The sequence below is a fragment of the Polyangium fumosum genome, assembly GCF_005144585.1.
Classification (GTDB): Bacteria; Myxococcota_A; Polyangia; order Polyangiales; family Polyangiaceae; genus Polyangium; species Polyangium fumosum.
Window position 1 is genome coordinate 104,504 of the sequence record NZ_SSMQ01000001.1, and the last position, 25,172, is coordinate 129,675.

23 protein-coding genes are annotated in these 25,172 nt (G+C 69.2%); 10 read left to right on the forward strand and 13 right to left on the reverse strand.

Annotated features, from left to right (window positions below):
- Positions 1-6 precede the first annotated feature (6 nt).
- The 5 genes from E8A74_RS00425 to E8A74_RS00445 all read right to left on the reverse strand — a co-directional run bounded on the left by E8A74_RS00425 (position 7) and on the right by E8A74_RS00445 (position 5,606).
- Positions 7-678: a GbsR/MarR family transcriptional regulator gene (locus E8A74_RS00425; RefSeq protein ID WP_136926873.1), complete on the reverse strand. Its 672-nt coding sequence runs from the start codon at positions 676-678 to the stop codon at positions 7-9.
- Between the two features lie 19 nt (positions 679-697).
- On the reverse strand, positions 698-1,366 hold the full coding sequence (locus E8A74_RS00430) for a TlpA family protein disulfide reductase (protein WP_136926874.1): 669 nt from the start codon (positions 1,364-1,366) through the stop codon (positions 698-700).
- Between the two features lie 43 nt (positions 1,367-1,409).
- Positions 1,410-1,661: a glutaredoxin family protein gene (locus E8A74_RS00435; protein ID WP_136926875.1), complete on the reverse strand. Its 252-nt coding sequence runs from the start codon at positions 1,659-1,661 to the stop codon at positions 1,410-1,412.
- The gene (locus E8A74_RS00440; protein WP_136926876.1) at positions 1,658-3,139 is read right to left on the reverse strand and encodes a B12-binding domain-containing radical SAM protein; all 1,482 of its coding nucleotides are present in this window, start codon (positions 3,137-3,139) and stop codon (positions 1,658-1,660) included. Before E8A74_RS00440 ends, E8A74_RS00435 begins: the two co-directional genes overlap by 4 nt.
- An 82-nt stretch (positions 3,140-3,221) precedes the next feature.
- A complete protein-coding gene (locus E8A74_RS00445) occupies positions 3,222-5,606 on the reverse strand; it encodes a DNA internalization-related competence protein ComEC/Rec2 (protein ID WP_136926877.1) in 2,385 nt (794 codons plus the stop codon).
- Positions 5,607-5,952: 346 nt separating this feature from the next.
- On the opposite strand from E8A74_RS00445, the gene E8A74_RS00450 reads away from it, so the two are divergent.
- The 6 genes from E8A74_RS00450 (at position 5,953) to E8A74_RS00475 (ending at position 11,607) form a co-directional block, all read left to right on the forward strand.
- The gene (locus E8A74_RS00450) at positions 5,953-7,140 is read left to right on the forward strand and encodes a S1 family peptidase (protein ID WP_232379298.1); all 1,188 of its coding nucleotides are present in this window, start codon (positions 5,953-5,955) and stop codon (positions 7,138-7,140) included.
- On the forward strand, positions 7,137-7,994 hold the full coding sequence (locus tag E8A74_RS00455; protein ID WP_232379299.1) for an ABC transporter substrate-binding protein: 858 nt from the start codon (positions 7,137-7,139) through the stop codon (positions 7,992-7,994). The genes E8A74_RS00450 and E8A74_RS00455 overlap by 4 nt, the downstream gene beginning before the upstream one ends.
- Positions 7,991-8,752, forward strand: a complete 762-nt coding sequence (locus tag E8A74_RS00460) for a TlyA family RNA methyltransferase (RefSeq protein WP_136926880.1) — start codon at positions 7,991-7,993, stop codon at positions 8,750-8,752. The genes E8A74_RS00455 and E8A74_RS00460 overlap by 4 nt, the downstream gene beginning before the upstream one ends.
- Positions 8,753-8,861: 109 nt before the next feature.
- Positions 8,862-10,070, forward strand: coding sequence for an ABC transporter substrate-binding protein (locus E8A74_RS00465; RefSeq protein WP_136926881.1), 1,209 nt, complete (start codon positions 8,862-8,864; stop codon positions 10,068-10,070).
- 21 nt (positions 10,071-10,091) lie between these two features.
- Positions 10,092-10,979: a branched-chain amino acid ABC transporter permease gene (locus E8A74_RS00470; RefSeq protein WP_232379300.1), complete on the forward strand. Its 888-nt coding sequence runs from the start codon at positions 10,092-10,094 to the stop codon at positions 10,977-10,979.
- Between the two features lie 49 nt (positions 10,980-11,028).
- Positions 11,029-11,607, forward strand: coding sequence for a hypothetical protein (locus E8A74_RS00475; RefSeq protein WP_136926882.1), 579 nt, complete (start codon positions 11,029-11,031; stop codon positions 11,605-11,607).
- A 59-nt stretch (positions 11,608-11,666) separates the two neighbouring features.
- Here the strand turns inward: E8A74_RS00475 and sdhB are convergent, their stop codons facing one another.
- From sdhB to E8A74_RS00490, 3 genes are read right to left on the reverse strand one after another with little or no spacing between them, the layout of a single operon-like run.
- Positions 11,667-12,452 carry a succinate dehydrogenase iron-sulfur subunit gene (gene sdhB / locus E8A74_RS00480; protein ID WP_136926883.1) on the reverse strand — a complete coding sequence of 262 codons (786 nt, stop codon included), beginning with the start codon at positions 12,450-12,452 and terminating at the stop codon, positions 11,667-11,669.
- Between the two features lie 2 nt (positions 12,453-12,454).
- On the reverse strand, positions 12,455-14,491 hold the full coding sequence (sdhA, locus tag E8A74_RS00485; RefSeq protein ID WP_136926884.1) for a succinate dehydrogenase flavoprotein subunit: 2,037 nt from the start codon (positions 14,489-14,491) through the stop codon (positions 12,455-12,457).
- Positions 14,492-14,502: 11 nt separating this feature from the next.
- On the reverse strand, positions 14,503-15,288 hold the full coding sequence (locus tag E8A74_RS00490; RefSeq protein WP_136926885.1) for a succinate dehydrogenase/fumarate reductase transmembrane subunit: 786 nt from the start codon (positions 15,286-15,288) through the stop codon (positions 14,503-14,505).
- Positions 15,289-15,350: 62 nt separating this feature from the next.
- On the opposite strand from E8A74_RS00490, the gene E8A74_RS00495 reads away from it, so the two are divergent.
- Positions 15,351-17,132: a type 1 periplasmic-binding domain-containing protein gene (locus E8A74_RS00495; RefSeq protein WP_136926886.1), complete on the forward strand. Its 1,782-nt coding sequence runs from the start codon at positions 15,351-15,353 to the stop codon at positions 17,130-17,132.
- A gap of 43 nt (positions 17,133-17,175) precedes the next feature.
- On the opposite strand, the gene E8A74_RS00500 is transcribed toward E8A74_RS00495, so the two are convergent.
- Positions 17,176-18,054 (reverse strand): intermediate filament family protein, encoded by an 879-nt coding sequence (locus tag E8A74_RS00500; protein ID WP_136926887.1) that lies wholly within the window; start codon positions 18,052-18,054, stop codon positions 17,176-17,178.
- Between the two features lie 554 nt (positions 18,055-18,608).
- Positions 18,609-19,514, reverse strand: a complete 906-nt coding sequence (locus E8A74_RS00505; protein WP_136926888.1) for a hypothetical protein — start codon at positions 19,512-19,514, stop codon at positions 18,609-18,611.
- 128 nt (positions 19,515-19,642) lie between these two features.
- Here E8A74_RS00505 and E8A74_RS00510 point away from each other — a divergent pair, with 128 nt between their 5' ends.
- Entirely contained in the window at positions 19,643-20,128 is a 486-nt protein-coding gene (locus E8A74_RS00510; protein WP_136926889.1) for a hypothetical protein, read from the forward strand.
- Between the two features lie 27 nt (positions 20,129-20,155).
- Here E8A74_RS00510 and E8A74_RS00520 read toward each other — a convergent pair whose 3' ends face one another.
- The gene (locus tag E8A74_RS00520) at positions 20,156-21,070 is read right to left on the reverse strand and encodes a hypothetical protein (protein ID WP_136926891.1); all 915 of its coding nucleotides are present in this window, start codon (positions 21,068-21,070) and stop codon (positions 20,156-20,158) included.
- Positions 21,071-21,147: 77 nt separating this feature from the next.
- A complete protein-coding gene (locus E8A74_RS00525) occupies positions 21,148-22,062 on the reverse strand; it encodes a hypothetical protein (RefSeq protein WP_136926892.1) in 915 nt (304 codons plus the stop codon).
- Between the two features lie 128 nt (positions 22,063-22,190).
- On the opposite strand from E8A74_RS00525, the gene E8A74_RS00530 reads away from it, so the two are divergent.
- The gene (locus E8A74_RS00530; RefSeq protein ID WP_136926893.1) at positions 22,191-22,673 is read left to right on the forward strand and encodes a hypothetical protein; all 483 of its coding nucleotides are present in this window, start codon (positions 22,191-22,193) and stop codon (positions 22,671-22,673) included.
- 562 nt (positions 22,674-23,235) lie between these two features.
- Complete coding sequence (locus E8A74_RS00535) at positions 23,236-24,165, forward strand: hypothetical protein (protein WP_136926894.1); 930 nt, start codon at positions 23,236-23,238, stop codon at positions 24,163-24,165.
- Positions 24,166-24,169: 4 nt separating this feature from the next.
- On the opposite strand, the gene E8A74_RS00540 is transcribed toward E8A74_RS00535, so the two are convergent.
- Positions 24,170-25,087 carry a hypothetical protein gene (locus E8A74_RS00540; RefSeq protein ID WP_136926895.1) on the reverse strand — a complete coding sequence of 306 codons (918 nt, stop codon included), beginning with the start codon at positions 25,085-25,087 and terminating at the stop codon, positions 24,170-24,172.
- Positions 25,088-25,172 lie beyond the last annotated feature (85 nt).

The window sequence follows — 25,172 nt, forward strand, 5'->3', positions numbered from 1 at the left end:
AGGAGATCAGCGCTTGCGGCTCGTGCGGCGGAGCGCCTCTTCGTGGTGCGTGGCGATCGTGTCGGCCACGGAGAACGCGGCCTTCACGGCCGTCATGAGCGCGCGCAGGACGGGCTCGGGGATCAGGGCGATGAGCCGCTCGAGGTCCACCGGGCCGTCCGTGTTCGGCACGTAGCGGTCCATCAGCTCGGCGAAGAGATCGTACTTGCGCGAGAGGTCGTCGAGCCGCTTGCGGAGCGCGTTCGCCTCGTCGCCCTGCGCGTCGCCGAGCAGGCCGAGGGCGCGGCGCGAGAGGGCGCGTTTGTCCTGCACGACGCGGCGCAGGCGCGCGAGGTAGGCGCCGATGATCACGTCGGGGTACTTGCCCCGAAGCGTGTACGAGTCGTGCCGCGCGCCGGACTCGCGGCGGCGCTCGATGATGCCCGCCGCTTCGAGGCCGCGCAGGTTCGCGAAGATGTTGCTCTTCGATCGGCCGAGCTCCATCGAGAGCTCGTCCATCGAGCGCGGGCTGTCGGCGAGGTAGAGCGCGGCGACGACCTGCCCGCCGAGCCGCGTGATGCCGGGGAACGAGGCGGCGATCTCCGCGCCCACGCCTTCGAGCAGCGCAAGGCGCGCGGCGATGACGCGTTCGTCGGGGGCGCTCGGTTCTCCGTCTCCGTCTGGCCTGCGAGAGGTCATCGCGGGCGCCAATGTAGCTTCAGGAGTCGTCCATGCACAGGGACGCGTGTTTGCCGCGCGGCACGCCCTGGAGGAAGTCGACGGGGCAGCCGAAGTCGAGGACCGCGCCCGAGGGCTTCTTGAGCATCTCGCCGATCTCGACGGCGCTCGCCTCGGACCAGTCGCGCGCGCCGTCGAAGCGGGCGCGGATGATGCCGTTCTTGTCGATGAGCCAGGTCTCGGGGAAAAGCTTCGTGCCGTAGCGGTCAGCGACGATCTTCGAGTCCGTGTCGAAGAGCACGGGGAAGGGCGCGTCACCGTCGAGCAGCACGCGCAGGAGGTCACGCACCTTCGTGCGGTCCTCGTCGATCGTGACGGTCAGGAGGACCATGTCCTTGCGGCCGCGCAGCACGCGCGCGAGCGTGGCGAGCGAGGGCATTTCCTCTTTGCAGGGGCCACACGTCTCGGTCCAAAAGTTCAGGAAGACGACCTTGCCGCGGAAGGACGAGAGCCGGACGGGTTTGCCGTCGAGGTCGGGCAGCTCGAAGTCGGGCGCGAGCCGATCGCGGCCGGCGTACGCGGGGTTGAGGCCACACATCGCGGTGCAGCTCGCGCGGACCTGATCGTTCTTCGCGGCCGTGACGAAGCCAAAGACGGCGATGGCCGCGGCCACGATGAAGACGATCTGCAGGAGCGTGGACGACTTCATGCCTCGACCTCCATAGCGCAAGGGCGCCCCTGCGCCCACTCGCTCACGCCTCGGACTCGCGGATCAACCGCAGGAGCCGCGCCTCGTCGACGCGGTGCTTCATGATCTTACGGCCGTCGAGCTCCAGGACGGGCACGTCCCAATCGTAGGCCGCGCGCTTTTCGGCCGGGGCCTCGTGGTCGAGGTCCACGACCAAAAGCTCGAAAGGCTCCGTGCTGCGCACCTGTTCGAGCGCCTCTTTGGCCACGTCGCAGAGGTGACATCGCTCCCGCGTGTACAGGGTGAGGGTCTTCATGCGTTCGCGACGATGGCGAGGCTCTTCTTCGGCTTCTTCGGGGTGAAGGCTTCGAACGCGCGCTTGTAGGCGGCGAAGGTGCCGCCGGCATGTACGGCGTCGAGCACCGCGCGGCCCTCGGCCTCGCCGCCTTGCGCGAGCACGGCCTCGACCCAGGCCCACTTCGCGCTCGTCGAGCGCACGTCGGCCCGGCCCTTGAGGCCACGACGCAGCCGTTCGAGGCGCGCGTTCACCACGTCGATGCCCGCGAACGGCGCCTGCGCGAGCGGCGTGTTTCGCTTCGGGCAGAAGGGCGCGATGCCGAGGGCGATGGGGATTTGCTGCGAGAGCTGCGTGACGAAGCGGACGCACTCGTCCACGTCGACGTCTTCCTCGCCGGGCACGCCGATCATCAAGTAGAGCTTCATGCGCGGCATGCCGTGCTTGCGCGCCATCTCGGCGGCGCGCTCGAGGTGGCGGATGCGCGCGCGCCGGTCGAGGGTCTCGCGCACGCGCTCGCTCGTGCCGTCCATCGCGGTGGTGAGCGTGCGGTAGCCGGCCAGCTTGAGCGCGCCGACGAACTCGTCCGAGAGCTTGTCCGGGCGCAGGCTGGAGAGGCCGACCTCGCAGCCGCGCTCGGCGAGGGTGCGGACGATCTCCACGATCTTCGGATGATCGCTGACGGCGGCGCCGACGAGGCCGACGCGGCGCGCGTCCTCGGGGATGAGGCCGAGGATCTTGTCCTTGGGGACGATGCGCATGCCGCCGTTCGTCGAGCGGCGCATCACGCAGTAGGTGCAGCCGCGCGAGCAGCCGCGCTCGGTCTCGATCAAGAACATGTTCGAGAGCTCGGTGTCGGGCGTGCGGATCGGCGCCCACGCGGGGAGCAGCTCGTCGTCGCACTGCGCGATGCCGGGCATGGAGGCGCCGTGGCGCGCGGGGACGAAGACGTGCGGGGTCTTCGCGAGCGCGTCGAGCGCAGCCTCGCGGGAGGGTGTGTCGCGCAGGATGCGAAGCACGTCGACGGCGAGCGTGTCGGCTTCGCCCATGACGATCGCGTCGGCGAAGGCCGCGAGCGGCAGCGGGTTCGAGTTCGTCAGCGGGCCGCCCGCGAGGATGAAGGGATCACGAAACGAACGTTCCTCGCGGAGCGGCGCGATCCCCGAGGCTTCGAGCAGGCGGATGACGCCCGCGACCTCGAGCTCGTAGGCGACGCTCATGGCGATCACCGGGTAATCGCCGAGCGGGCGGAGCGACTCGTACGTGAGCGGGACGGCGCGTGGCCCGTGCTCGTCGTCGGGCAGGAAGGCGCGATCCGCGGCCATGTCGGGCTCGTTCTGGATCGACTTGTAGATCTGGAGGAAGCCGAGCGAGCTCATGCCCGTGCGGTAAGGCGACGGGTAGGCGAGCGCGATGCGCCAGGGCGCGTGTTTGTCGAGGCGGCCGACCTCCTCGGCGAGCCGCCGCCGGATGGTCGCCACGGTGACGTCACGTGACATTCGGGGAGAGACTCCTTCAGCAGGCTCGGTGGCGCAAGCGATCCCGGCCGATTTCCTCACGGAAACACCCAAGATCCCCGCGTCAGCGGGCGGAGGGGCGTGTGAGGTGTACGGCCTCGCCGTCGGTCTCCCAGACGATGTCGCCGCCCCGGTCGGTCCGGGCGATGGTGATGGCGCGGGCGCGCAGCGAGGCGAGGACGCCGGGGTCGGGGTGGCCGTAGCGGTTGCGCACGCCGGAGCAGACGAGGGCCACGCTCGGGCGTACGGCGTCGAGGAAGGGTGCCGTCGTGGAGGTGCGGCTGCCGTGGTGGCCGAGCTTGAGGAGATCGGCGCGGAGGGCGGCGGGGTTTTTCTCGATGAGCGAGCGCTCGGCCGCGGCCTCGGCGTCGCCGACGAGCAGCGCGGACCTTCGGCCGTAGGTGATGCGCAGGACGAAGGAGTTGTCGTTCGCGCTCTCGTCGGGGACGAACCCGGGGCAGGGGGCGAGGACTTCGATCGTCGCGCCGCCGATCACGTGTTTGCCGCAGAGCGTGTCGGGCCTGCGAATCGGGATCTTTCGGTGACGCAGGTTCGCGAGCATCGAAGCGTACGTCGGTCCGGCGCCGTGGTCTTCGCCTTGACCCGTGTCCCACAGCTCGCCGACCTCGATCGCGGGGAGCGTGGAGACGAGCCCGCCGAAGTGATCCGGGTGCGGGTGCGAGAGGACGACCACGTCGACGCGTTCCTTGCGAAGCGCGCGCAGCACGGGGAGCACGACACGTGTTCCCGTGTCGACAGGGCTCCCCATGAAGCCGCCGCCGTCGATGAGCATGGTTTTTCCGTCGGGCAGATCGACGAGGATCGAATCCCCCTGGCCCACGTCGAGCGTGCGGACGCGGAGCCGGCCTTGGGCGTTCCCCGCATGCGCGGCGCCCTGCTCCAGCACGAGGAGCGCGGCAAACCCGAGCGCAAGCGCGGCGCCGCGGCGAAGCGCGTCCTTCGCGAGGGCCGCGGCGAGCGCCGTGAGGGCCACGGCCGCGAGCTGCGAGGGCGTGGGCGGTGGGAAGGTGACGATCCCGCCGAGATCACTCGTCACGCGGGCGACCGCGCGCACCGCGATCAGCGCGCCCGAGCCGAGGAGCGCCGCGCCCCGCTCGACCGGAGGCGCCCATGCGAGTGTGGCGTGCAGGAGGCACACGGGCAGCGCCGCGAGCTCGCCGATCGGCGCGGCGACGAGGTTCGCGAGGATGCCGAGCAGCGATAAGGAAGGCGTCATCATCGCGAGGAACGGCGTGCAGCCGACCATCGCGGCGAGCGTCGTGGCGATCGGGCGCAGCACAGCGCGCACGAGCGCGGGGCCACGCACGAGGTGGTGCGCGATGGGTCGATCGAGCCCGAGCAGCCCCGCCGTCGCCGCCGCGGACAGGACGAACGACGGGTCGCTGCCGACGAGCGGATCGAGGATCGCCGCGAGCAGGAGCGAGCCGCCGAAGGCACGCACGCCGCTCGGGCGACGGCCGAGCGCGCGCACGAGCATCACCACGGAGAGCATGCCGGCGGCGCGCAACGCCGAGCCGCTGCCGCCTGCGAAGTCCGCATAAAGCCATGACGTGGGGATCGCGAGCGCCGCGGAGATGCGCCCGACGTCGAGGCGCGCCGAGAGCGGCGTGACGCGCAGGAGCAGGGCCCGCGCGGCGGCCGCGAGGCCCGCGACGGCGAGGACGAGGTGCGTGCCGGAGACCGCGAGCAGATGGGACAAACCGCTCCGGCGGAAGGCCTCGTTGTCGGCCTCGTGGAGATCCGTCTCGCCGAGGACGAGGGCGCGCGCGAGCGGCTCGGCCTCGGGGTGAAACGTCGCCTCGATGCGGCGGCGCACGTGGGCGCGGGCGCGATCGATCCATGCGGGGATGCCCTGGCCGCGCGAGATACGTTCGAGATCGACGATACCTCCCGACGCAGCGACGCCGCTCCGCGCGATGGAGGGGCGCGGGTCGGGCAGGCTCTCGTTCAGGAAGAGATGGACCGGGGCGAGGTCCGCCACGAGACGCACGTGATCGCCCCGCGCGAGATCCTCGGGCGCGCCGTGGAGCCTCGCGCGGAGCGGCCCTTCGAGCGGGCCACGTTCGCAGCCGCCCTGGACGAGCTCGACCTCGATGCGGGCCTCGCCGCGTTCTTCGCCTGGAGCCGCGGGTTCGCCGCGCTGCACCACCGGTGAGCGCAGCACGATCGCTTCCCCTTCGCAGCGGCCTGGAGGGCCGAGCGCCTCCGTCACGCGCGCATGCAGGGCCGCGGCCTCGTCGATCGCCGCGCGGGCCCGCAGCGCGCCGAGGGCGAGCACGAGCGCGAGGCCCACGAGCGCCCACCGTTCGAGGTGGCGGCGCAACAGGAAGAGCGAGATCACGGCCGCGAGCGCGGCGGGAAGCGGCGCGCGCGCCAGGGCGGAACCCGCGGCGAGCGCGAGCGCGGTGAGCAGCAGCTTGTCGGTCATGTACCGCGATGCAGCAATCGCCGGGCCGCCCACGAATCGGCCGGAATTCCGCGCGATCGCTCACCCAACACCCTGGCGCCGCCATGGCGGGCCCCGGCGGCCGCCACCTTGGCGAAGGTGCGTCGCACGCCCTCTCCCCCACGTCTTGCAATCGGATTGCAGGATTCCGCGCCGCGTAAAACTCTCGGATCACGCGGGCGTCGCACAGAGAACGCGTGCGCGTCCGGAGGCGCCTTTCTACAATGGCGCCTCCTTGCGCGTGCTCTCCCGATGCATCGTGGCGCACGCGCGTGCCGTTCCCTGGAGGTCGCTGATGGTGTCGTGTCCGCCCCGCGCTCGTTTTGCCTTGTTCCTTGGCGTTTTCGCGCTCGTCGCCGGCTGCGGTGACGTGTCGCAGCCGGCGCCCGAGGGTGCCGTTGCCGAGGCGGAGCTCGACATCAGCGGCGGCTATCCGGACGACAAAGACACCGCGGTCGTCGGGATTTACGCGACGAACCTCGGCGGTATCTGCACCGGCTCGCTCCTCGCGCCGAACCTCGTGCTCACGGCGCGCCACTGTGTCTCGGAGATCAACAACAACCAGGGCACCGTCGAGTGCGGCGTGACCAAGTTCTCCCCGCCCGCCGCGCCGAGCAGCTACCTCGTCACCACCGGGCCCGAGCTCTCGCAAGACCCCTCGGTGTACCGGGCCACCAAGGAAGTCGTGCTCCTGCCCGCCGGTGACGATTTCTGCGGCCAGGATCAGGCGATCCTGATCCTCGCGGAGAACATCCCCGAGGCAGAAGCGAAGCCTCTCGTGCCGCGCCTCGACGAGCCGCTCGTCACGGGCGAGAAGTACTCCGCGATCGGGTTCGGCGCGACGGACGGCGCGGGCAACGGCGCGGGCGCGCGTCGCCGCCGTGACGACCTCACCATCACCTGCGTCACCGAGGAGTGCCCGCAGGGTGCGGTCAAGACGACCGAGTGGATGGGCAACGCCGGCGTCTGCCAGGGCGACTCCGGCGGACCTGCGATCGACCTGAAGAACCGCGTCATCGGCGTGACCTCGCGCGGCGGCTTCAACTGCTCGACCCCGATCTACGGCTACGTGAAGGCCTGGGATCAGTGGATCAAGGACACGGCGATCAAGGCCGCGGAGATGGGCGGTTATCCCGTGCCCGCGTGGGCGAACGGCGCGCCGACGAACCCCGACTACACGTACACGCCCGGCGACGCCTGCAATGAGCCCTCGGACTGCGCCTCGGGCCGCTGCGTGAACGACGGCAAGGAGCAGTACTGCACGCGCCTCTGCAACGAGAAGGCGCCCTGTCCCGAAGGCTGGTACTGCGACGCCGACAGCAACGGCCAGGGCGTCTGCTTCAAGGACGAAGGGTCGTCGGGCGCCGGCTGGGGCGGGGAAGAGACGCCCGGCCCCGAGCTCTCGAACGAAAGCTCCTGCAGCGTGAACGCCGATCCGACGAAGCCCGTGCCCTGGCGCGGCGGCGTCTTCGCGCTCGCGCTCGTCGCGCTTGGTCTGCGGCGCCGCACGCGGTGAAGCGCCGCTCGTTCACCCTCGCGCTCGTCGCGCTCGCCTCCTCCGCGTGCTCGCGGGGCTCCGGTCCGAACAAACCCCTGCGCGTCGTCTCGCTCTCGCCGAGCACGACGGAGACGATGTTCGCGATCGGCGCCGGAGGCCTGCTCGTCGGGCGCTCGCGGTACTGCGACGACCCGAAGGAGGCCGAGGCGCTGCCCGTCGTCGGCGGCTACGCCGATCCGAACGTCGAGGCGATCGTCGCGCTCGCGCCCACGCTCGTCGTGGGCGCGCGTGGCCCGGCCGGGCCCGTACTCGAAGAGGGGCTGCGCGCCCACGGCATCGACACGTATTTTCCCGAGACCGAGTCCCTCGACGGCATCACGAGCATGATCGTCGAGCTCGGTCGCCGCGTGGGCCACGAGGCCGAGGCGAAACAGGTCGCGCAGGGCATCGAGGAGAAACGGAACACGCTCGCCGCGCTCGTCGCGGGCAAACCCAAAAAACGCGTGCTCTTCGTGTTCGACGTCTCGCCGATCGTCGTCGCCGGTCCGGGCAGCTTCCCCGATGAGCTCGTGCGCCTCGCGGGCGGCGAGAACGTCATCACCCGCGGCGGCGCGTACCCGACGATCGGCCTCGAGCACCTGCTCGCGCTCGATCCCGACGTCCTGCTCGACGGCGCCTCCGACATGCGCGCCACGAAGACGCTGCGCGAGCGCGTGGAGAACACGCCCGGCTGGCGTGAGCTCCGCGCCGTCCAGAAAGGCCAGATCCGCGTCGTCGGCTCAGACGTCTTGCGCCCCGGCCCCCGCATCGGTGATGGACTCTTCGCCGTCGCCCGCGCCATCCACGGCGACGACTTCGCGAAAGCCCCATGACCCGCTCGCCCGCCCGCGTTCGCGCTGATGCCCTCCTCGTCACCCTCGGCCTCGCCGAGACCCGCGCCCAAGCGCAGGCCCTCATCATGGCCGGCAAGGTGACGTGCAGCGATGCGCGCGTGGACAAACCCGGCGCGCTCGTCGCGCCCGACGCGCCTCTCCGTGTCGCCGCGCCGCCGCGCTTCGTCTCCCGCGGCGGCGACAAGCTCGACCACGCGCTCACGGCCTTCGCCGAGAAGGGCCTCGACGTCGCCGGCCGTCGTTGCCTCGACGTCGGCGCCTCCACGGGCGGCTTCACGGATTGCCTGCTCCAGCGCGGCGCCGCGCTCGTCGTGGCCGTCGACGTCGGCTACGGCCAGCTCGCCGAGAAGCTCCGCGCAGACCCGCGCGTCGACGTCCGCGAGCGGGTGAACGCGCGCGACCTTGGGCGCAGCGATCTCCCCGCGGGCGTCGACCTCGTCGTCGTCGACGCCTCGTTCATCGGCATCGGCAAGCTCATCGGCGCGATCGCGGCCTTGCTCGATCCGGGCGCGGACCTCGTCGCGCTCGTCAAGCCGCAGTTCGAGGCGGGAAAGGAGGCTGCCTCGCGGGGACGGGGCGTCATCCGGGATGAGGAGACGCGGCAGGCCGCGATCGCCGCGGCGCGTCGGGCCGTCGAGGAAGGCGGGTTCGAGGTCGTGGCCGAGGTCGACAGCGCGGTTCACGGCCCCAAAGGCAACGTGGAGCGGTTCGTCTGGGCGCGCCGCCGCGCCGGCTGATCCCGAGGCCGCGCGCGCTCGGGGCTGACGACATGCGGCGATGATGGTACTCATCGGCCGGCACGGGGCATCGCGTGGTTTCGCGGCCCTGACCGGCGAGGAGAGGTCGATGCTCGGACGACGGCGTTGGGTGAAGGCGATCGTGGCCCTCGGCGTGAGCGCGCTGGGGCTTTTCGCGTGCACCCCGAAAGACGCGCCTCAGAAGGAGGGCGCGGGCAAGGATCCGAGCGCCCCCGCGGCGGCCGAGCCCTGGAAGGTCGGCGCGTACCTGAGCCTGTCGGGCGCCGAGACGCAGTTCGGCATCGAGACCAAGGAAGGCATCGAGCTCGCGGTCGACGAGGTCAACAAGAAGGGCGGCGTGAAGGGCCGGCCCGTGAAGGTCTTCTACGAAGACAACAAGTCGAACCCGCAGGAGACGAACAACAAGGTCCTGCAGCTCGTCACGCGGGACAAGGTCGTGGCGTTGCTCGGCGAGGTCGCCTCCTCGCGCTCCACGATCGGGGGCATCGTCGCGAACAAGCACAAGATCCCGATGATCACGTCCTCGGCGACGGCGCCGGAGGTCACGCAGATCGGGCCCTTCGTCTTCCGCGTCTGCTTCACGGACGACACACAGGGCCAGATGGGCGCCGAGTTCGTGGTGAAGACGATGGGCAAGAAGCGCATCGGGATCCTCTACGCCTCCGACGACGTCTACTCGTCGGGCCTCGCCACGCAGTTCCGCGACGCGGCGAAGAAGCTCGGCGGCGAGATCGTCGTGGAGAAGAGCTTCATCAAGACCGAGACGAACTTCACCACGTACATCAACGAGATCCGCGACGCGAAGCCCGAGCTCGTCTACGCGCCGATCTACTACAACGCGATGGTCCCGATCGCGCGGCAGGCCAAGGCCGCGGGCATGCCGGGCAGCATGTTCGTCGGCGGCGACGGCTGGGACGCCGAGACGCTCCTCCAGGACGCGGGCGAGGAGATGGAGGGCGCGTACTTCACGAACCACTACGCGCCCGACGTCCCCTGGCCGAACGCACAGGCCTTCTTGAAGGCCTACAAGGAGCGCTTCAAGCGGGATCCGTCGAGCCTCTCGTCGCTCGGCTACGACTCGGCGCAGCTCCTCTTCGACGCCATGGGCCGCGCCAAGGGCGACACGCCCGAGTCCATCCGCGACGCGATCGCCGAGACGAAGAACTTCGCCGGCGCGACGGGCACGATCACGATCGACCCGAACCGCAACGCGGACAAATCCATCGTGATCGTTCAGATCAAGAACAAGAAGTTCACCTACTTTGCGGCGGTGAACGACAAGGCTCAAAAGCCCTGAGGCGCGAGGTCGAGTGATTCCATGGCCATGAAGATCCTCAACGCCCTGATCACGGGGCTCGCCCAGGGGTCGATGATCGCGCTCGTCGCCCTCGGCTACACGATGGTCTACGGCATCCTGAAGCTCATCAACTTCGCCCACAGCGAGGTGTTCATGATGGGCGCCTTCATCGGCTTCTTCGCCATCACGGCGCTCGGCGGCAAGGACGCGCCGGTCCTCGCCGGCGTCGGCGGGACGCTCGCCGCCATGGCCTTCGCGGGCCTGCTCGGCATGATCGTCGAGCGCATCGCCTACGCGCCGCTGCGCACGCGCGGCAAGGGCAAGGCGAACACCCGCGTCACCCCGCTCGTCACGGCGCTCGGCATGAGCGTGCTGCTCCAGAACCTCGCCCAGCTCCTCTTCACCGCGCAGTACCGCGGCTATCCGCAGCTCTTGCCGATCGAGGACACGCGCAAGGTCATCTTCATCGCGGCCTTCTCCGTGATGAGCGCGCTCTGGTTCGTCGTGCACAAGACCTGGATGGGCAAGGCGATGCGCGCGCTCAGCGTGAACATCGAGGCCGCGCGCCTCATGGGCATCCGCACGAGCCGCGTCATTTCGATCACGTTCATCACGGGCTCGGTCCTCGCCGCGCTCGGCGCCGTCCTCTACTGCCTCGATCAGTCGCAGGTCTACCCGACGATGGGCGTCGTCATCGGCAACCGCGCGTTCGTCGCGGCCGTCATCGGCGGCATCGGCAGCATCCCGGGCGCGATGCTCGGCGGCCTGCTCATCGGCATCATCGGCGAGATGACCAAGCTCACGGCGTACTCCGGCCTGCAGGATGTCCTGGTCTTCACCGCTCTCATCGCCGTTCTGCTCGTCAAGCCCACGGGCCTGCTCGGAAAGGCCTCGATCGAGAAGGTTTGATCGTGCCGGGCCCTGACCGACGGCCTGCTTGCGTACTATCCTTGGACCGATGATGCGGCGCTTGATCCTCGCCTCCGCCCTCTTCCTCGGCGCATGCGCGCCGGGCGCTCCGGCCAACTGGGCCCGCGGTGGCGCGATGCTCGACGTGCCCCGCGCTCGCTGGGTCGTCGGCGTCGCCGTCGTGGATGTCTTCCCCGACGGCCGCGTGATGCTCAACGACAGCCAGGAGATGACCGTCGACCGCGGCGGGCGCGTCTACGACCCGAACAACGACCCCGTCGCGCTGCTGGAGCCCGGCGGCAAGCTCGTCGGCCCCGGCGACAAGCTCCTCGGCAACGTCGGCATCCTCCACGCCTCGCAGGGCGACGACACGAACGCCTGGCTCAGCGTCATGCCCACGGGGGAGGTCGTCCGCTACGAGGACGACGGCGGACGCAGCTCGCTCGGCGTCTGGATCGGCTGCAACCAGACCTACCTGCAGCACCAGACGTGCACGCTCGTCAGCCATCTGCTCACGCCGCGCATCGTCGCCCAGACGCGCAACACGAACACGCTCATGCCGAACGGCCTGGGATATGGCCCCGGCGGCTACATGCCCGGCATGGGCTTCGGGTTGCCCTACCGCTGACTGACTTGAGCCCCCTCTCCCGCGAAGGAGAGGGGGTGGGGGGTGAGGGCGTCGCTCCGCTACTTGAGCAACCAGCCGAACAGCAGCCGCTTCGTCGCATCCCGCGACACCTGCGCGATCGAATCGACGAGCGGGATCTCCTTCGGACAAACTTCCACGCAGTTCTGCGACTTCCCGCAGTCCTGCACGCCGCCCTCGCCCATGACCGTCTCCAGCCGCGCGTTCTTATGCAGCGCGCCCGACGGGTGCATGTTGAAGAGCCGCACGAGGTTCAGCGCGAACGGCCCGACGAACTGCGTCGAATCGTTGTACTGCGGACACGCCTCGACGCAGCACCCGCACGTCATGCAGCGCGACAGCGGGTAGCGCTCCTGCTGCGCCTCGGGGCTCTCGCGTGGACCCGGGCCGAGCTCGTGCGTCCCGTCGATGTCGATCCACGCCTTGACCTTCTTCATGTCCTGGAACATGCGCTCGCGGTCGACGATGAGGTCCCGCACGAGCGGGAACTTCGTCATCGGCTCGACCTGGATCATCTCGCCGTTCGGCGCGATCTGGTCCACGAGCGCCGAGCACGCCTGACGCACGCGCCCGTTGATCACCATCGTGCAGGCGCCGCAAACCTCTTCGAGGCACGACGACTCCCACACGACCGGCGCGACGTCTTTCCCGTCGACCGTGCGCGGCTCCTTCTGCACCTGCTGCAGCGCGCTGATGATGTTCATCTGCGGCAGGTAGGGGACCTTGAACTCCTCCCACCGCCGCGTCTCCGGAAGATCGGGGCTGTCCTGGCGCTTGACGCGCAGATGCACGAGACGCCCGGTGCCCTTCGTCGTGTCGTTCGCCATGGTCAAACGCTCTTCTGCTGCTCCGAGGCAGCGGGTTGCTGGATCTTCCCGGTCGCAGCGGCGCTCGCGGCGCCCGCCTGCTCGTACTTGCGCTCGCGCGGGGCGACGAGGCTCGCGTCGACGGCGTCCGTCACGTGGACCGACTGCCCGGCGCACGTGTAGTCGAACTCCCGCAGGTACTTCACGGCGCCCTTCTGCTCGTGCTTCGCGAGCGTCGTGCGCATCCAGTCCGGGTCGTTCCGCTTCGGGAACGCGGGCTTGTAGTGCGCGCCGCGCGACTCGTCGCGGTTCTTCGCGCCCTGCGCGATGACGCGCGCGAGCACCAGCATGTTCTCGAGGTGCCGCACGAACTGCGCGCCCTGGTTCGCGCGCTGCGAGCCGTCGGGGCTGGCGACCTTCTTCACCCGCTCGTCGAACTCCGAGATCTTCCCGAGCACCTGCTCCAGCGTCGCGTTGTCGCGCTCGATCGTCACGTCGCGCAGCATCATGTCGCCGAGCTCTTGGTGCAGCTTGTACGGGTTCTCGGCGTCCTTCGCGTCCTGGTTTTGCTTGAGGATGCGCTCGTAGTCGTCCTGGCAGCGCTTCTCGGCCTTCTCGAAGGTCGACTTCGGCAGGTCGAACGCGCTCTTCGCGAGGCTCTTCTGGTAGCTCGCGACCGAGGGGCCCGTGACCATGCCGCCGTAGATGCACGAGAGCAGCGAGTTCGCGCCGAGCCGGTTCGCGCCGTGGTACTGGTACTCGACCTCGCCCACCGCGTAGAGCCCGGGGATGCTCGTCGCGTGGTTGCGCGGCGAGCCCGCCTTCAGCGACCCACGCGCGTCCTTCTCGAAGTCGACCCAGAGGCCGCCCATCGAGTAGTGCACGGCGGGGAAGACCTTCATCGGGTTGTGGTACGGGTCGGTCCCCGCGAACTTCTCGTAGATCTCGAGGATGCCGGCGAGCTTCGAGCGGAGGAACTTCTCGTCCTTGTGCGTGAGGTCGAGGTAGACCTCGTTCTCGTTGCGCCCGGTCTTCGGGTTGAAGACGCCGCGCTTCTCGTGGAAGCACGTCTTGAAGATCGCGCGTGAAGCGATGTCGCGGGGCACGAGGTTGCCGTAACCCGGGTACATGCGCTCGAGGATGTAGTCGCGCTCCTTCTCGGGGATCTCCTTGGGGCTCCGCTGATCCTTCGCGTCCTTCGGCACCCACACGCGGCCGCCCTCGCCGCGCGCGCTCTCCGAGATGAGGCGGAGTTTGTCCGCGCCCGGGATCGCCGTCGGGTGCACCTGGATGAACTCGCCGTTCGCGTAGACCGCGCCTTGCTGGTAGGCCGACGACGCCGCGGTCCCCGTGCAGATCACGCTCATCGTCGAGCGACCGAAGATGATGCCGCAGCCTCCCGTGGCGAGCACGACGGCGTCGCCCTGGAAGTACTTGATCTGCATCGTCTTGAGGTCCTGCGCGATGCAGCCGACGCACGTGCCGTTGTCGTCGAGCACGGCCTGCAGGTAGTCCCAGAACTCGAACTTGCGGACCATCTTCTCGCCCGGGATCGACACGCCGTGCTCGTCGACCACGTCGGCGATCTCGTAGCGGCGCACCTGCTCGTCGAGGGCGTAGAGGAGCTGCTGCCCCGTCGTCGCGCCCGCGAACGCCGTGCGGTGGAAGAGCGTGCCGCCGAAGCGACGGAAGTCGAGCAGGCCCTCGGGCGTGCGGTTGAAGGGCACGCCCATGCGGTCGAGCATGAACACGATGCCCGGCGCTGCCTCGGCCATGCCCTTGACGGGCGGCTGGTTCGCCAGGAAGTCGCCGCCGTAGGCCGTCTCTTCGAGGTGGATCTGCGGGCTGTCGCCCTCGCCCTTCGTGTTGACGGAGGCGTTGATCCCGCCTTGCGCGCACACCGAGTGCGAGCGCTTCACGGGGACGAGCGAGATCAGGTCCACCGGGACCTTCGCCTCGCAGAGCTTGATCACCGTCATGAGGCCCGCGAGGCCTCCACCGACGACGATCACCCTTCGGACCTTGCCCCCCTCGCTCCGGATCGTGCTTTTCGCAGCCATGCCTCAGAACCTCACTCGATGACCGGCCCGACCGAGGCGGGCTTCTGCGTTTGCTGGAGGATGTCGACGCACGTGCGCGCGTCCGAGCCCCCCTTCTTGCCGAAGATCATGTCCTGCACGCTCGACCCGGTGGCGAAGTAGATCGCCGTGTTCGCGCCGAGCAGGAAGATCGCGACGCCGAGCACCCCGAAGACGGCCGCGGCCATCTGCTGCGAGCGGCGCGACACCGTCACGCCCCACGAGAAGCAGAAGCCCCAGAGGCCGTTCGCGAAGTGGAAGACGCTCGCCGCGATGCCGAGCACGTAGAGCAGACCCACGACCGGGATGCCCTTCACCGTCGCCGACATGTTCTGGCAGAGCGCGGGATAGAACTGCTCGGGCGCGAGCTTGCCCGCGAGCTTCTTGCCCCAGTACTCGTAGAGGTGGAACGCGATGAACGCGAAGGCCAAGAGGCCCGTGACGCGCTGGAGCGTGAAGGCCCAGTTGCGCGTGGTCTTGTACTTCGAGACGTTGTACTTCGCGTCGAGCGCGAGCTTGACCCCGTACCCTGCGTGGAAAAGCAGGGGGAGCAGGATCAGCCCCCACTCCAGCACCGCGAGGTACGGGGTGTGCGTGATCTCTGCGACCGCCTTGTCGAAGGGCTCCTGTCCCTGGAGCGCCTTGGCGTTCGTCCACAGGTGAAACACCATGAACGCGCCGACGGGCGCGACGCCCGTCAGCGAGTGCAGCTTGCGCAGGAGAAACGCGCGTCGGTTCTGCGCGAAGAGTGATTGATCGGCGAGCGCTGCTTCGGACACGAATGCTCCTCGTCGTCTTGCGGGCGACCGGCGATGTATGGGACTCTAGCCAGGACGTCAAGGTGCCGCGATCTTTAGGTAACTCGCTCGGCCGCTGGCCCTGGGCGCTCGCAGGGTTCGGCCTGGCCGTCGCGTGCGCGGGGGCGTGTGGTGGATCGCGGAACGACGCCATCGCGCCGACGGTCCCGCTCTCGTCGTCGATCGAGGCGCAGACGGAGCTCCGGAGCATCGAGGCCTCGTTCGCGCAGTCGAGCCGGGCCGAACGCCAGGCCCTGGAAGACCGGCTGCTCGCCTTCCAGCAGCGCTTCCCCAAGGACGCGCTCGGCCCCGTGGCCGACGTCATGCTCGCCTGGATCGCGCTCGAACGCGGCGATCTCAGCCGCGCCACCGAGCTCTCGTCCCGCGCCGAGACGCAGACGAAATCCGTCGGCACGACCGCGGAGCTCGCCCGGATGATCCAGGGCGCCGCGCTCCGCCGCTCCGGCAAGGCCGAGGCGGCGATGGGCAAGCTCTTGCCGCTGCTCGGCAAGCTCATCGACCCGCACGCCCGGACGTTCCTGAACGAAGAGGCGACCGCGAGCGCGATCGGCGCCAAGCACCACGGTCAGGCGATCGAGCTGATGCTCGTGTGGCTGCACGAGGCGTCGATCGAGGAGCGCGGCGAGGTGCGCTCGAAGCTCGCGGAGCTGCTCGCGAGCATCCCGCCGGCGGCGCTCGCGCCGATCCTCGAAGCGCGGCGCAAGCAGCACCCGGAGCCGCTGCACGAGGAGCTCGAGGTGCAGAAGACGCTCATCGAGCGGCTCTCGGACGCGGCGATCTCGGCGCGGGATCAACAACTCGCGCGGCGGCTGCTCGTCGCGGCGATGCCTCTGCTCGGGACGAGCGCCGACGAGATCGCCGAGCTCGCGGCGGGCGCGGGCGGCGCGCGGGTCGAGGCGCCGACGCTCGGCCTGGTCTTGCCCACGCGCAGCCTCGAAGCGCGGCGGCGCGGCACGCAGGTCATCAGCGGCGTGCTGTTTGGCCTCGGGCTGCCGGGTTCTGCGGCGCGGCTCGTGACGCGTGACGACCTCGGGCGCGACACGGGCATCGAGGACGCGCTCGAAGGGCTCGGCGCCGACGGCGCGGCGATCGTGATCGCGGGCGTCGATCGGGAGGAGGCCACGATCGCGGCGAAGTTCGCCGAGCGCGAGTCGATCCCGGTGGTCCTCTTGCATCCGCCAGCGCCGGACGTGGCCGACTCGGCGTTCGTGTTCGTGGTCGGCGAGGAGCCGGAGCGCGTGCGCAAGGCGCTCGTGGGAGCGCTGCCGGCGAAGGGGCAGGTCGTGTGGATCGGCGACAAGGGCAGCGTGGACATGGCGCGGGAGGAGGCGTTCGAGTGCACGCGCCTGCCGCCCTCGTGGCGCGGCATCGGCGGCGTCGTGGTCTACGGGAGCTGCGTGTCCGACGTGCTGCTCTCGGTCTCCGGGTCGAGCGTGAAGACCGCGGTGGGGCTCGACCTCGGCGGGGTGAGCTTGCCGAAGGGCACGTTCGCGGCGACGGCGGGGGCGTACCCGATCGATCCGCGTGCGCCGGGGCGGGAGTCGCTTTCGGCTTGGATGGCGGCGCACCCGGATCCGCCGAGCCTGTGGGCGGGGCTCGGGCGGGACGCGGCGGTGCTCGCGTGGGTCGGCGTGGAGGGGTTGCCCACGCAGGGGACACGGGACCCGAAGGAAGTGAAGCGCCGGCGGGAGCAGGCGGCGGCCGCGCTCGCGGCGGCGGAGCGGGACTTGTGGACGACCGAGGCAAAAGGGTTTGGCGGGGCGCGCAGGCTTGCGCGGACGATCGGGGTGCGCGAGGTGCGGTGAGGCGGGAGGATCCTCCGGATCCGCCACCGCGGACCGCGTGCCCTTACGGGCCCTTGTTCGATTCGCCTTCGGAGAGCTCGGAGAGCAGCGCCGCCTCTTGCGCCGCGAGGTCGGCCTTGAGCTTCTGGAGCGCTTCGAGCTTCGCCTTCTTTTCTTGCTCGGCGGCATGCGCTCGCTGGGCGGCGATCTTCGCTTCTTGGATGGCGATGGCTTCGCGCTGCTTCTTCAATGCGTCGAGCTCTGCCGTGGTCGCGGCGATTTTTTTGTCGAGCTGGGGCAACGTCAGCTCCTCGGCCGAGTCCTGCATGAAGAACGACTCTGCCCATCCGGTGCCGAGCTTGTGCTCATGCTGGATCTCGCCGAGCTTCCCATAAAGGGACTTCCGCAATTTGTTGTGATCCTGGTTCAGCTTCACGCGCGTGCCGATCGTGCGGAAATCGACGAGCTTCTGCGTGGCGTTTTTTTTCTCGTCCGCCGCAAGCGTGCCTGCCTGCGCGCGCGCGGCGACCACGGGGGCGTGGTCCTTCAGCACGGGTTTATCGGCCTCCACCAGCGCTTCGTGCCAGGTCTTCATGACCTCGAGCTGCCCGCCGAGCGTGGGGCGCTTCAATTCGCTGGGACGCACATCCCCGAAGAGCCGCTGCGCGAGGAGCGAACGCCTGTCCACGTTCGCCGCGACGAAATCGACCGAATCATCGAGGTCGTGATCCGCGAACTCGACGGCCGCGGCGGCGGAGGCCTCGGCGATGAGGAGGTTTTTCTCCTCGGCGATGGCGGCTTCGATACGCGGCTCGAATGCATCCACCTCGGCGACGAGCGCCTGCGTGAGGGGATGGCGCCGGATGCGGGCCGCCATGAAGCGGAAATGGGTCTCGGTGGTCGGCGTGGTCGCCGTTTCGGGGAGGGTCTTGACGCCAGGCATGGCAGCGGATGGTAGAGAGTGTCCGCGCCAACCGTCAAGGGCGGTAGGCACCTGGGGAGGGCGCGGTCCTCTGCGCGGGATGGCTCGAACGTGTTGGCGACGGCTTGCGAGGGCGTCCGAGGGGGCTGAAGTGGGGTTGCAACACGTTGCGGGGCGGTTCGGGTCGCCCGAAGTGGGGTTGCAACGTCGACGGGTGGGACGGGGGCGCGTGGAACGGCGGCGCGAGCGCTTGCGTCGCTGCTCGCGGCGCCGGAGGCGCGTGGTGCATGTTTTCGTCGTCTGGCGCTCGACGCTCGGACCGGCATGCCAACGCCACGCGAAGTGGTTTGGGACGAAGCGCGCGAGGTGGCGACGCGTCGACGTTCGGGTTTCGGCCCCCGAGAGGGCCTGCAGAACTCTCCCTGGGAAGAATGGCGGGCGGAGGCGAGGGCGGCGCTCCGTGGCGAACGCGGTTCGAACGTTTCAAATGGGATGTCGAGCCGTTGCGGGACGACTTGGGGCATGTCGGCGCGTGAAACAGGGGAGAATGCGCCGGGAGGACGAGGGAGCCATGCTCAGGGCGCGGCGGGCGAGGCGGGGGGCGCGGGCGAGGGGCGGGCGTTGCCGTATTGATGGACAAGCGTGCGGTTTTGCCGCCACCACTCTGTCCCGGCGAGCGCGGGGCAGGTCTGCTCCATTTCGGCGACGACACAATCGGCCCACCTGATCGGGTCGGGGTTCGGCCCGAGGAAGGGATGCCGCACCGTGCAGAGGCCTTCGGCGGCGAAGAGTTGGCGCCAGTGGCGCGCGCCATGGGCATCCTCGCAGGGGGCGCAGCGGACGGGGGCGTCGCCCGTGCAGGCCACCTGATCCGGGCACACCGCCCTCAGACAACCCTCCTGGCAAGCTTTCTTGTACTCCTCCGGCTCCAGGACACACCTGTCGTCGTTCTCGCAGCCTCGGACACGAAGGTCGAAGTCGTTGTTGCAGCGTTCTTGCTGCTGCTTCCTGGCCTCCGGCGAATCGTACCAATCCGGCTTGTCGGCGAGCGCGGGGCACATGCGCTCCGCCTCTTTCTCAGCGCACCTGTGGTACTCGAAGCTCTCGATATAATTCGACGGTTGCCAACCCGGCGAAGGCGCGCACTTTCGCTCGGCTTCAAGGCGAATGCGCCAATAGGGCGCGCCCCGCTCGTCGTCGCAGGGCTTGCACCAGATGGGATCGAGCTCCGTGCAGGCCACGTGGTTCGGGCACTTCATCTGCACGCACCCGGCCTGGCAGGCCTCCGCCATCCCTTCGAAGGCCTCGTCGCAGACCTCGCCTCCGGCCTCGCAGTACTCGAAAACGGCCGCGAGGTCTTTCTCGCAGACGTCGGCGCTCAGCGGGTCGGACCCGGCGCGGCGCGCCGTGAGGCCCACGCCCAGGGCGAGGGCGAGCGGGAGGCTGAGGGCGGCGGCGATGAGCTTCTTGCGGCGGGTCATGGGTGCTCCCGGGTTCGCGTCTGCGCGATGCTACACGATCAAGGCCTCGCACGCGAAGATATCCGCCCGCCCGATCTTGGCCCGCTTCGTCCGCACCTCGTAGCATCGCCCGAACGGGGAGACGGGTCATGAGGGCGCTCATCGTGGGCTTCTTGTTCGTCTGGTTCGCCGTGCTGGGTCCGGCCTGCTTCGAGCCCACGTGCAAGAACCCGAAGCGCGGTCCCCCGAACGGCAGATCCGGCGAGCGGGAGGGGGTCCTCGTCCAGTGCAACGTGGTTCGCCACTGTCAGTCAGGCAAAGGCGCAGATCGCTTGCCCCCGACGGTCGACCCACAAATTATTGACACCGGTAGCAACTTCGAGAATGCGACCAGGTGCGAGCTGAAGACAGAGAAAAATAACCTCAACGATCAGTGCCCCTTCGAAGTCTCCCCCCAAATCATCTGCCTCGACCCACCTGGCTCCAACGGCTGCAATGCAGGCACCGGCGAGGGCAGCACCGTGATCCTCGTCGGCAGCGCCGCCAGCGGCGATTATCGCAACGACCCGAGCGGCGAGGGGGAAGCGAGCGGGTATGGCGACGGCGGCGGCGCGGGCGGCCAAGGGGGCCTCTGACGCTGCGTCCGCGGCGGGGGGCAACCGTTAGGGCGCGGCGGGCGAGGCGGCGGACGCGGGCGAGGGGCGGGCGTTGCCGTAGTGCTCGACGAGGAACGGCGCTCGCCGCCACCACGCCGTCCCGGCAAGGGCGCGGCACTCCCGCTCCATCTCGGCGACGAAACAAGCGGCCCACTTGTCCGGCTCGGGGTTCGGCGCGTCCAAGGGATGCAAGGAACCGCAGAGGCCCTCGGTTGCCCAGACGCGACGCCAGTAGAGAGCGCCATGGGGGTCCTCGCAGGGGGCGCAGCGGACGGGATCATCGCCCGTGCAGGCCACCTGATCCGGGCATTGGGCTAACAGACAAGCCCTCTGGCAAGCCTTCTTGTCCGCCCCCGGCTCCAGGCCACACTCCTCCTCGTACCGCTCGCACCTTTCGGCAACTTTGTCGAAGTCGTCAAAGCAGCGTTTTTGGTTCCACGACGTGGCCCTGGACTGCGGCGCCGTCTCCCAATAGGGCTTTTGGGCGAGCGCGGGGCACATGCGCGTCCCTTCTTGCTTGAAGCACCTGACGTAATCTCTTTGCTCGCGAGGTGTCCACTTGGCCGGATTCGGCGAAGGCGCGCAAAGGCGCTCGGCTTCATGCAGGATGCGCCAGTAGGGCGCCCCCTGCTCGTCGTCGCAGGGCTTGCACCAGATGGGATCGAGCTCCGTGCAGGCGACGTGGTTCGGGCACGTCCTCATCACGCACCCGGCCTGGCAGGCCTCCTCCATCCCTTCAAAGGGTGATCGGCAGATCGCGCCCCCCGCTTCGCAGTACTCGAACACCGCCGCGAGGTCCTTGTCGCAGACATCGGCGCTCAGCGGATCCGACCCGGCGCGACGCACCGTGAGGCCCACGCCTAGGGCGAGGGCGAGCGGGAGGGCGAGGGCGGCGGCGATGAGCTTCTTCCGGCGGGTCATGGGTGCCTTTTGGTGGAAGAGGACGGCGACAAACCGCTGGTTTGTCGTCTACACGTACCGAAGGCGGGGTGCAACCGTTACGGCGCGGCGGGCGAGGCGGGGGGCGCGGGCGAGGGGCGGGCGTTGCCGTAGTGCTCGACGAGGAACGGCGCTCGCCGCCACCACGCCGTCCCGGCAAGGGCGCGGCACTCCCGCTCCATCTCGGCGACGAAACAAGCGGCCCACTTGTCTCGGCTAGCCGACAACCCCGACGGTGGGCCGGAATAGAACTCGCCCTCCGTGTGATGGCAATGGATCTCGGCATCGAAGACGTGGCGCCAATGGAGTGCTCCATGAGCATCCTCGCAGGGAGCGCAGCGGACGGGATCGTCGCCCGTGCAGGCGACCTGATCCGGGCACATCCGCAACAGACAACCCTCCTGGCAAGCCTTCTTGTACTCCTCGGGCGCCAACGCGCAGGAGTCATCCTCTTCGCAGCGTCGAACAGTGAGGTCGAGGTCGTCCTGGCAACGCTTTCTGACCTCCGGCTTCCAGTGCCAATACGGTTTGGCGGCGAGCGCGGGGCACATACGCTCGCCCTCTTCTTTGAGGCAATCCATGGAATCTTCGATTTGCACCAGAGTCCATGCCTCGCCCTCCGCCTTTTTTTGAAAACACAGCCGTTCGGCTTCGAGCAGGATGCGCCAATAGGGCGCGCCCTGCTCGTCGTCGCAGGGCTTGCACCAGGTGGGATCGAGCTCCGTGCAAGACACGTGGTTCGGGCACGTCATCATCACGCACCCCGCCTGGCAGGCCTCCTCCATCCCCTCGTCGGGAAACGTGCAGACGTCGCCCTCGGCCTTGCAGGACTCGAAGACCGCCGCGAGATCTTTGTCGCAGAGATCCACGCTCAGCGGGTCGGACCCGGCGCGGCGCGCCGTGAGGCCCACGCCCAGGGCGAGGGCGAGCGGGAGGGCGAGGGCGGCGGCGATGAGCTTCTTCCGGCGGGTCATGGGTGCTCCCGGGTTCGCGTCTGCGCGATGCTACACGATCAAGGCCTCGTTCGCGAAGATATCTGCCCGCCCGATCTTGGCCCCCTTCGTCTGCACCTCGTAGCATCGCCTGAACGGGGAGACGGGTCATGAGGGCGCTCATCGTGGGCTTCTTGTTCGTCTGGTTCGCCGTGCTGGGTCCGGCCTGCTTCGAGCCCACGTGCAAGAACCCGAAGCGCGGTCCCCCGAAGGGCGACCCCGGCGGGAAGGAGGGGGTCCTCGTCCAGTGCAACGCGGTCCTCGACTGTGGGCGAGGCAAACACGGCCTCATTCGCTTGACCGGGACCGAAGACCCGCAGATCATCGACACCGGCAGCAATTTCACGAACGCCACCAGGTGTGAGGAAAGGGCAAAGAAAGACTCGAGGAACTGCCCCGTCTACGAAGTCTCCCCCCAAATCATCTGCCTCGACGCCCCCGGCTCCAACGGCTGCAATGCAGGCACCGGCGACGGCAGCACCGTCATCATCGTCGGCAGCGCCGCCAGCGGCGATTATCGCAACGACCCGAGCGGCGAGGGGGAAGCTGGCGGGGATGGCGGCGGCGGCGCGGGCGGCCAAGGGGGCATCTGACCCAGCGTCCGCGCTCGAGGCCATGAGCGAGGCCTGGCTCTCCCGCTTCGAAGGCAAGTGCACCCCGCCCGTTCGTCCTGGCACCGAAAGTTTGACCAGGGGCTTGACAGTTCGGTTTGTCTCGGATAGTGTTGTTCTCGGAGGCCCACGCTGGGCGTGCGCTCCTGACCCGAGTAGCACCAAGACGCTCGCGTCGGCCTCCACCTTTTAAGTTCATCGGCGACGGCAGGTCCCAGGTTTTTCCTGGGGATTGACATGGGTGACGGGCGGGCGGTAACGTCGCGCCATGCGTAAAGCGGTGGCAGCGGCACTCGTGATCGTGGTGGGGTGGGGGGCGGCGGTTTTCCTCGGGGCGGCTTGCGGTTATCGCGGCTCCGATGTCGGGGGTGACTGCCCGCCTGGGCTCCCGCGCAACGAATGTTGCCCGTGCCCATGGCCCGAATCGTGCCCGGACGGCCCGGAGCCCATCCCATGGGACTGCCCGAACGCCTGTGATGGTCCGCCGCCGCTCCCCCCGAAGTGCTTTGATGGCGGCGCAGACGGCGGAGACGCGGATGGCGGGATGTCGTCGCTGTGTCCGGGCGGCGGCGCGTGTGTGGACAAGGCCCCAGAGGACTGGAGGCAAGGGGCCTTCTTCTCCGACTGGCGCGAGCCACCGCGGTGCCCGGACGACACACCGATCGTCGCGTTCGAGGGGATTCCCGCGCCGCCTCCTCTTCTTTGTGGCGCGTGCTCGTGCGACGAGCCCGAGGGGACGTGCAAGCTGCCGGAGACGTGGACCGTCAGCTCCGCCGGCTGTGATGATCCCGGGGGCGGTGTCAAGACAAACTTCGATCCGTCGACAAACTGGGATGGCACCTGCAATCAGGACAAGGCGATCCTCTCCGCCACGCTCTGCGGGGGCGTGCCGTGCGTCCGGTCGATCACGATCTCCCCGCCGGTGATCGAGGAGCAGCCGTGCAAGGCGCACACGAAGGGAGACCCGGCGCAGGAAATCCCCAAGGTTTGGCACGGTGGATGGGAGACGCCTCTGGGTCGCGTGTGCGAGAGCGCCGAACCGTGGCCGAGCTGCCCCAAGCAAAGCGGAAAGGTCTGCGGGCCGGCGAGTGACGACTACGCCTCTTGTATCTTCCGGGAGGGCGAGCACCTCTGCCCGGAGGGGTGGGGCGGAGAGAGGCACGTCCTCTACGGCGTGGTGAAGGACGAGCGAGAGTGCTCGGCTTGCACTTGCGGACCACCGACGGGCGCGACGTGCCAGGTCGAGTGGCACACCTACCACCAACCCGCCTGTTCGATGGACTCGAAGGGGTACGTGTACGCGGGCATGGACGCCCCCTGTCACGACTTCATGCCCGGCACCCAGCTCAGCGGGAAGACGGCCGAGCTCCTCAACTATACGAAGGGCACCTGCACGCCGACCGGCGGTGCGGTCGTCGGCGAACTGACCCTTGACAAACCCGTCACGGTATGTTGCGCGGCGCCCGCGTCCTGACCCGCTAGAACTCCCATACCACGGAGGTCGTCACGCTCATCGCCAGCGGGAACGGCTGCCACAGGACATCCGGGTAGTTGATGAAGCGGCGCGGTACCGGGAAGCCCAAGGCGTCCACGCCCGAGCGCCACACCAACCAATCCCCAAGCGGCACCTCGGCCTCCACCCGTGCGCCCATGCCCAGGAGTGGCGTCGTGTACTCCTGCCGATACGCGCGGTTCGTCCCGCTCCCGAGCAGCACACCCCCCGCGACCAGCCCACAGCCCAAGAACCGTCCGAACCGGTAACACCCCGCGGCCGTCCCAAAGTACGCATCCACGTCCACCGCCGTGGGCCCATTCTGCGGATTCGCCGTCATCAGCGGCCACGCAGCGAAATCCAGCTCCAGCGCGAACCGCGGCGACACGTTCCACCCGGCCGTCACCCGCGGCGCGAAGAACGGCTCGGGCGCCACGTTCCAGAACGCACCGATCCCGAGCCCCGCGAAAAACCGCTTCGGTTGCGGAGGCGGAAGCGGCCGCGGAGGCGGAAGCGGAAGCGGACACGCTTGCGGAGGCGGTTGCGCAGGCGCCGGTGGACACGGCGGACACGGCGGCGGCGGCTCCGGCTCCCATCGTACGTTCCACCCCATGAGCATCGCCGCGTCGAACGCCGCCCAGAACAGCACCTTGTGGCACTCCGTCGCCGGCGGGTACGCGGTCGCCTTCTCGCCGGTCACCTCCCCCGCCGCGCCCTTCACCCGCACCGTCGCTGCCTTCCCTCCATCCGGCAGCCTCTTGATCCGCACCTCCAGCACGCGCTCTGCGCCCGCGTCGATCCCCATCGGCGGCACCCAGCTCGACAGCGCCGCAGAGAAATCCTCCTCCTGGTTGCAGGCCGGGGGCCACCGGTCCGCCTCGAAATCCAGACGATGCGCCGCCATCTCCTCCGCCGATGCCTGCCCCGGCGGCAGCACGAGCCCGCTCAGACAAACGAGCCGGGCCGTCCACCGCCGCGCCCGCCCGCCG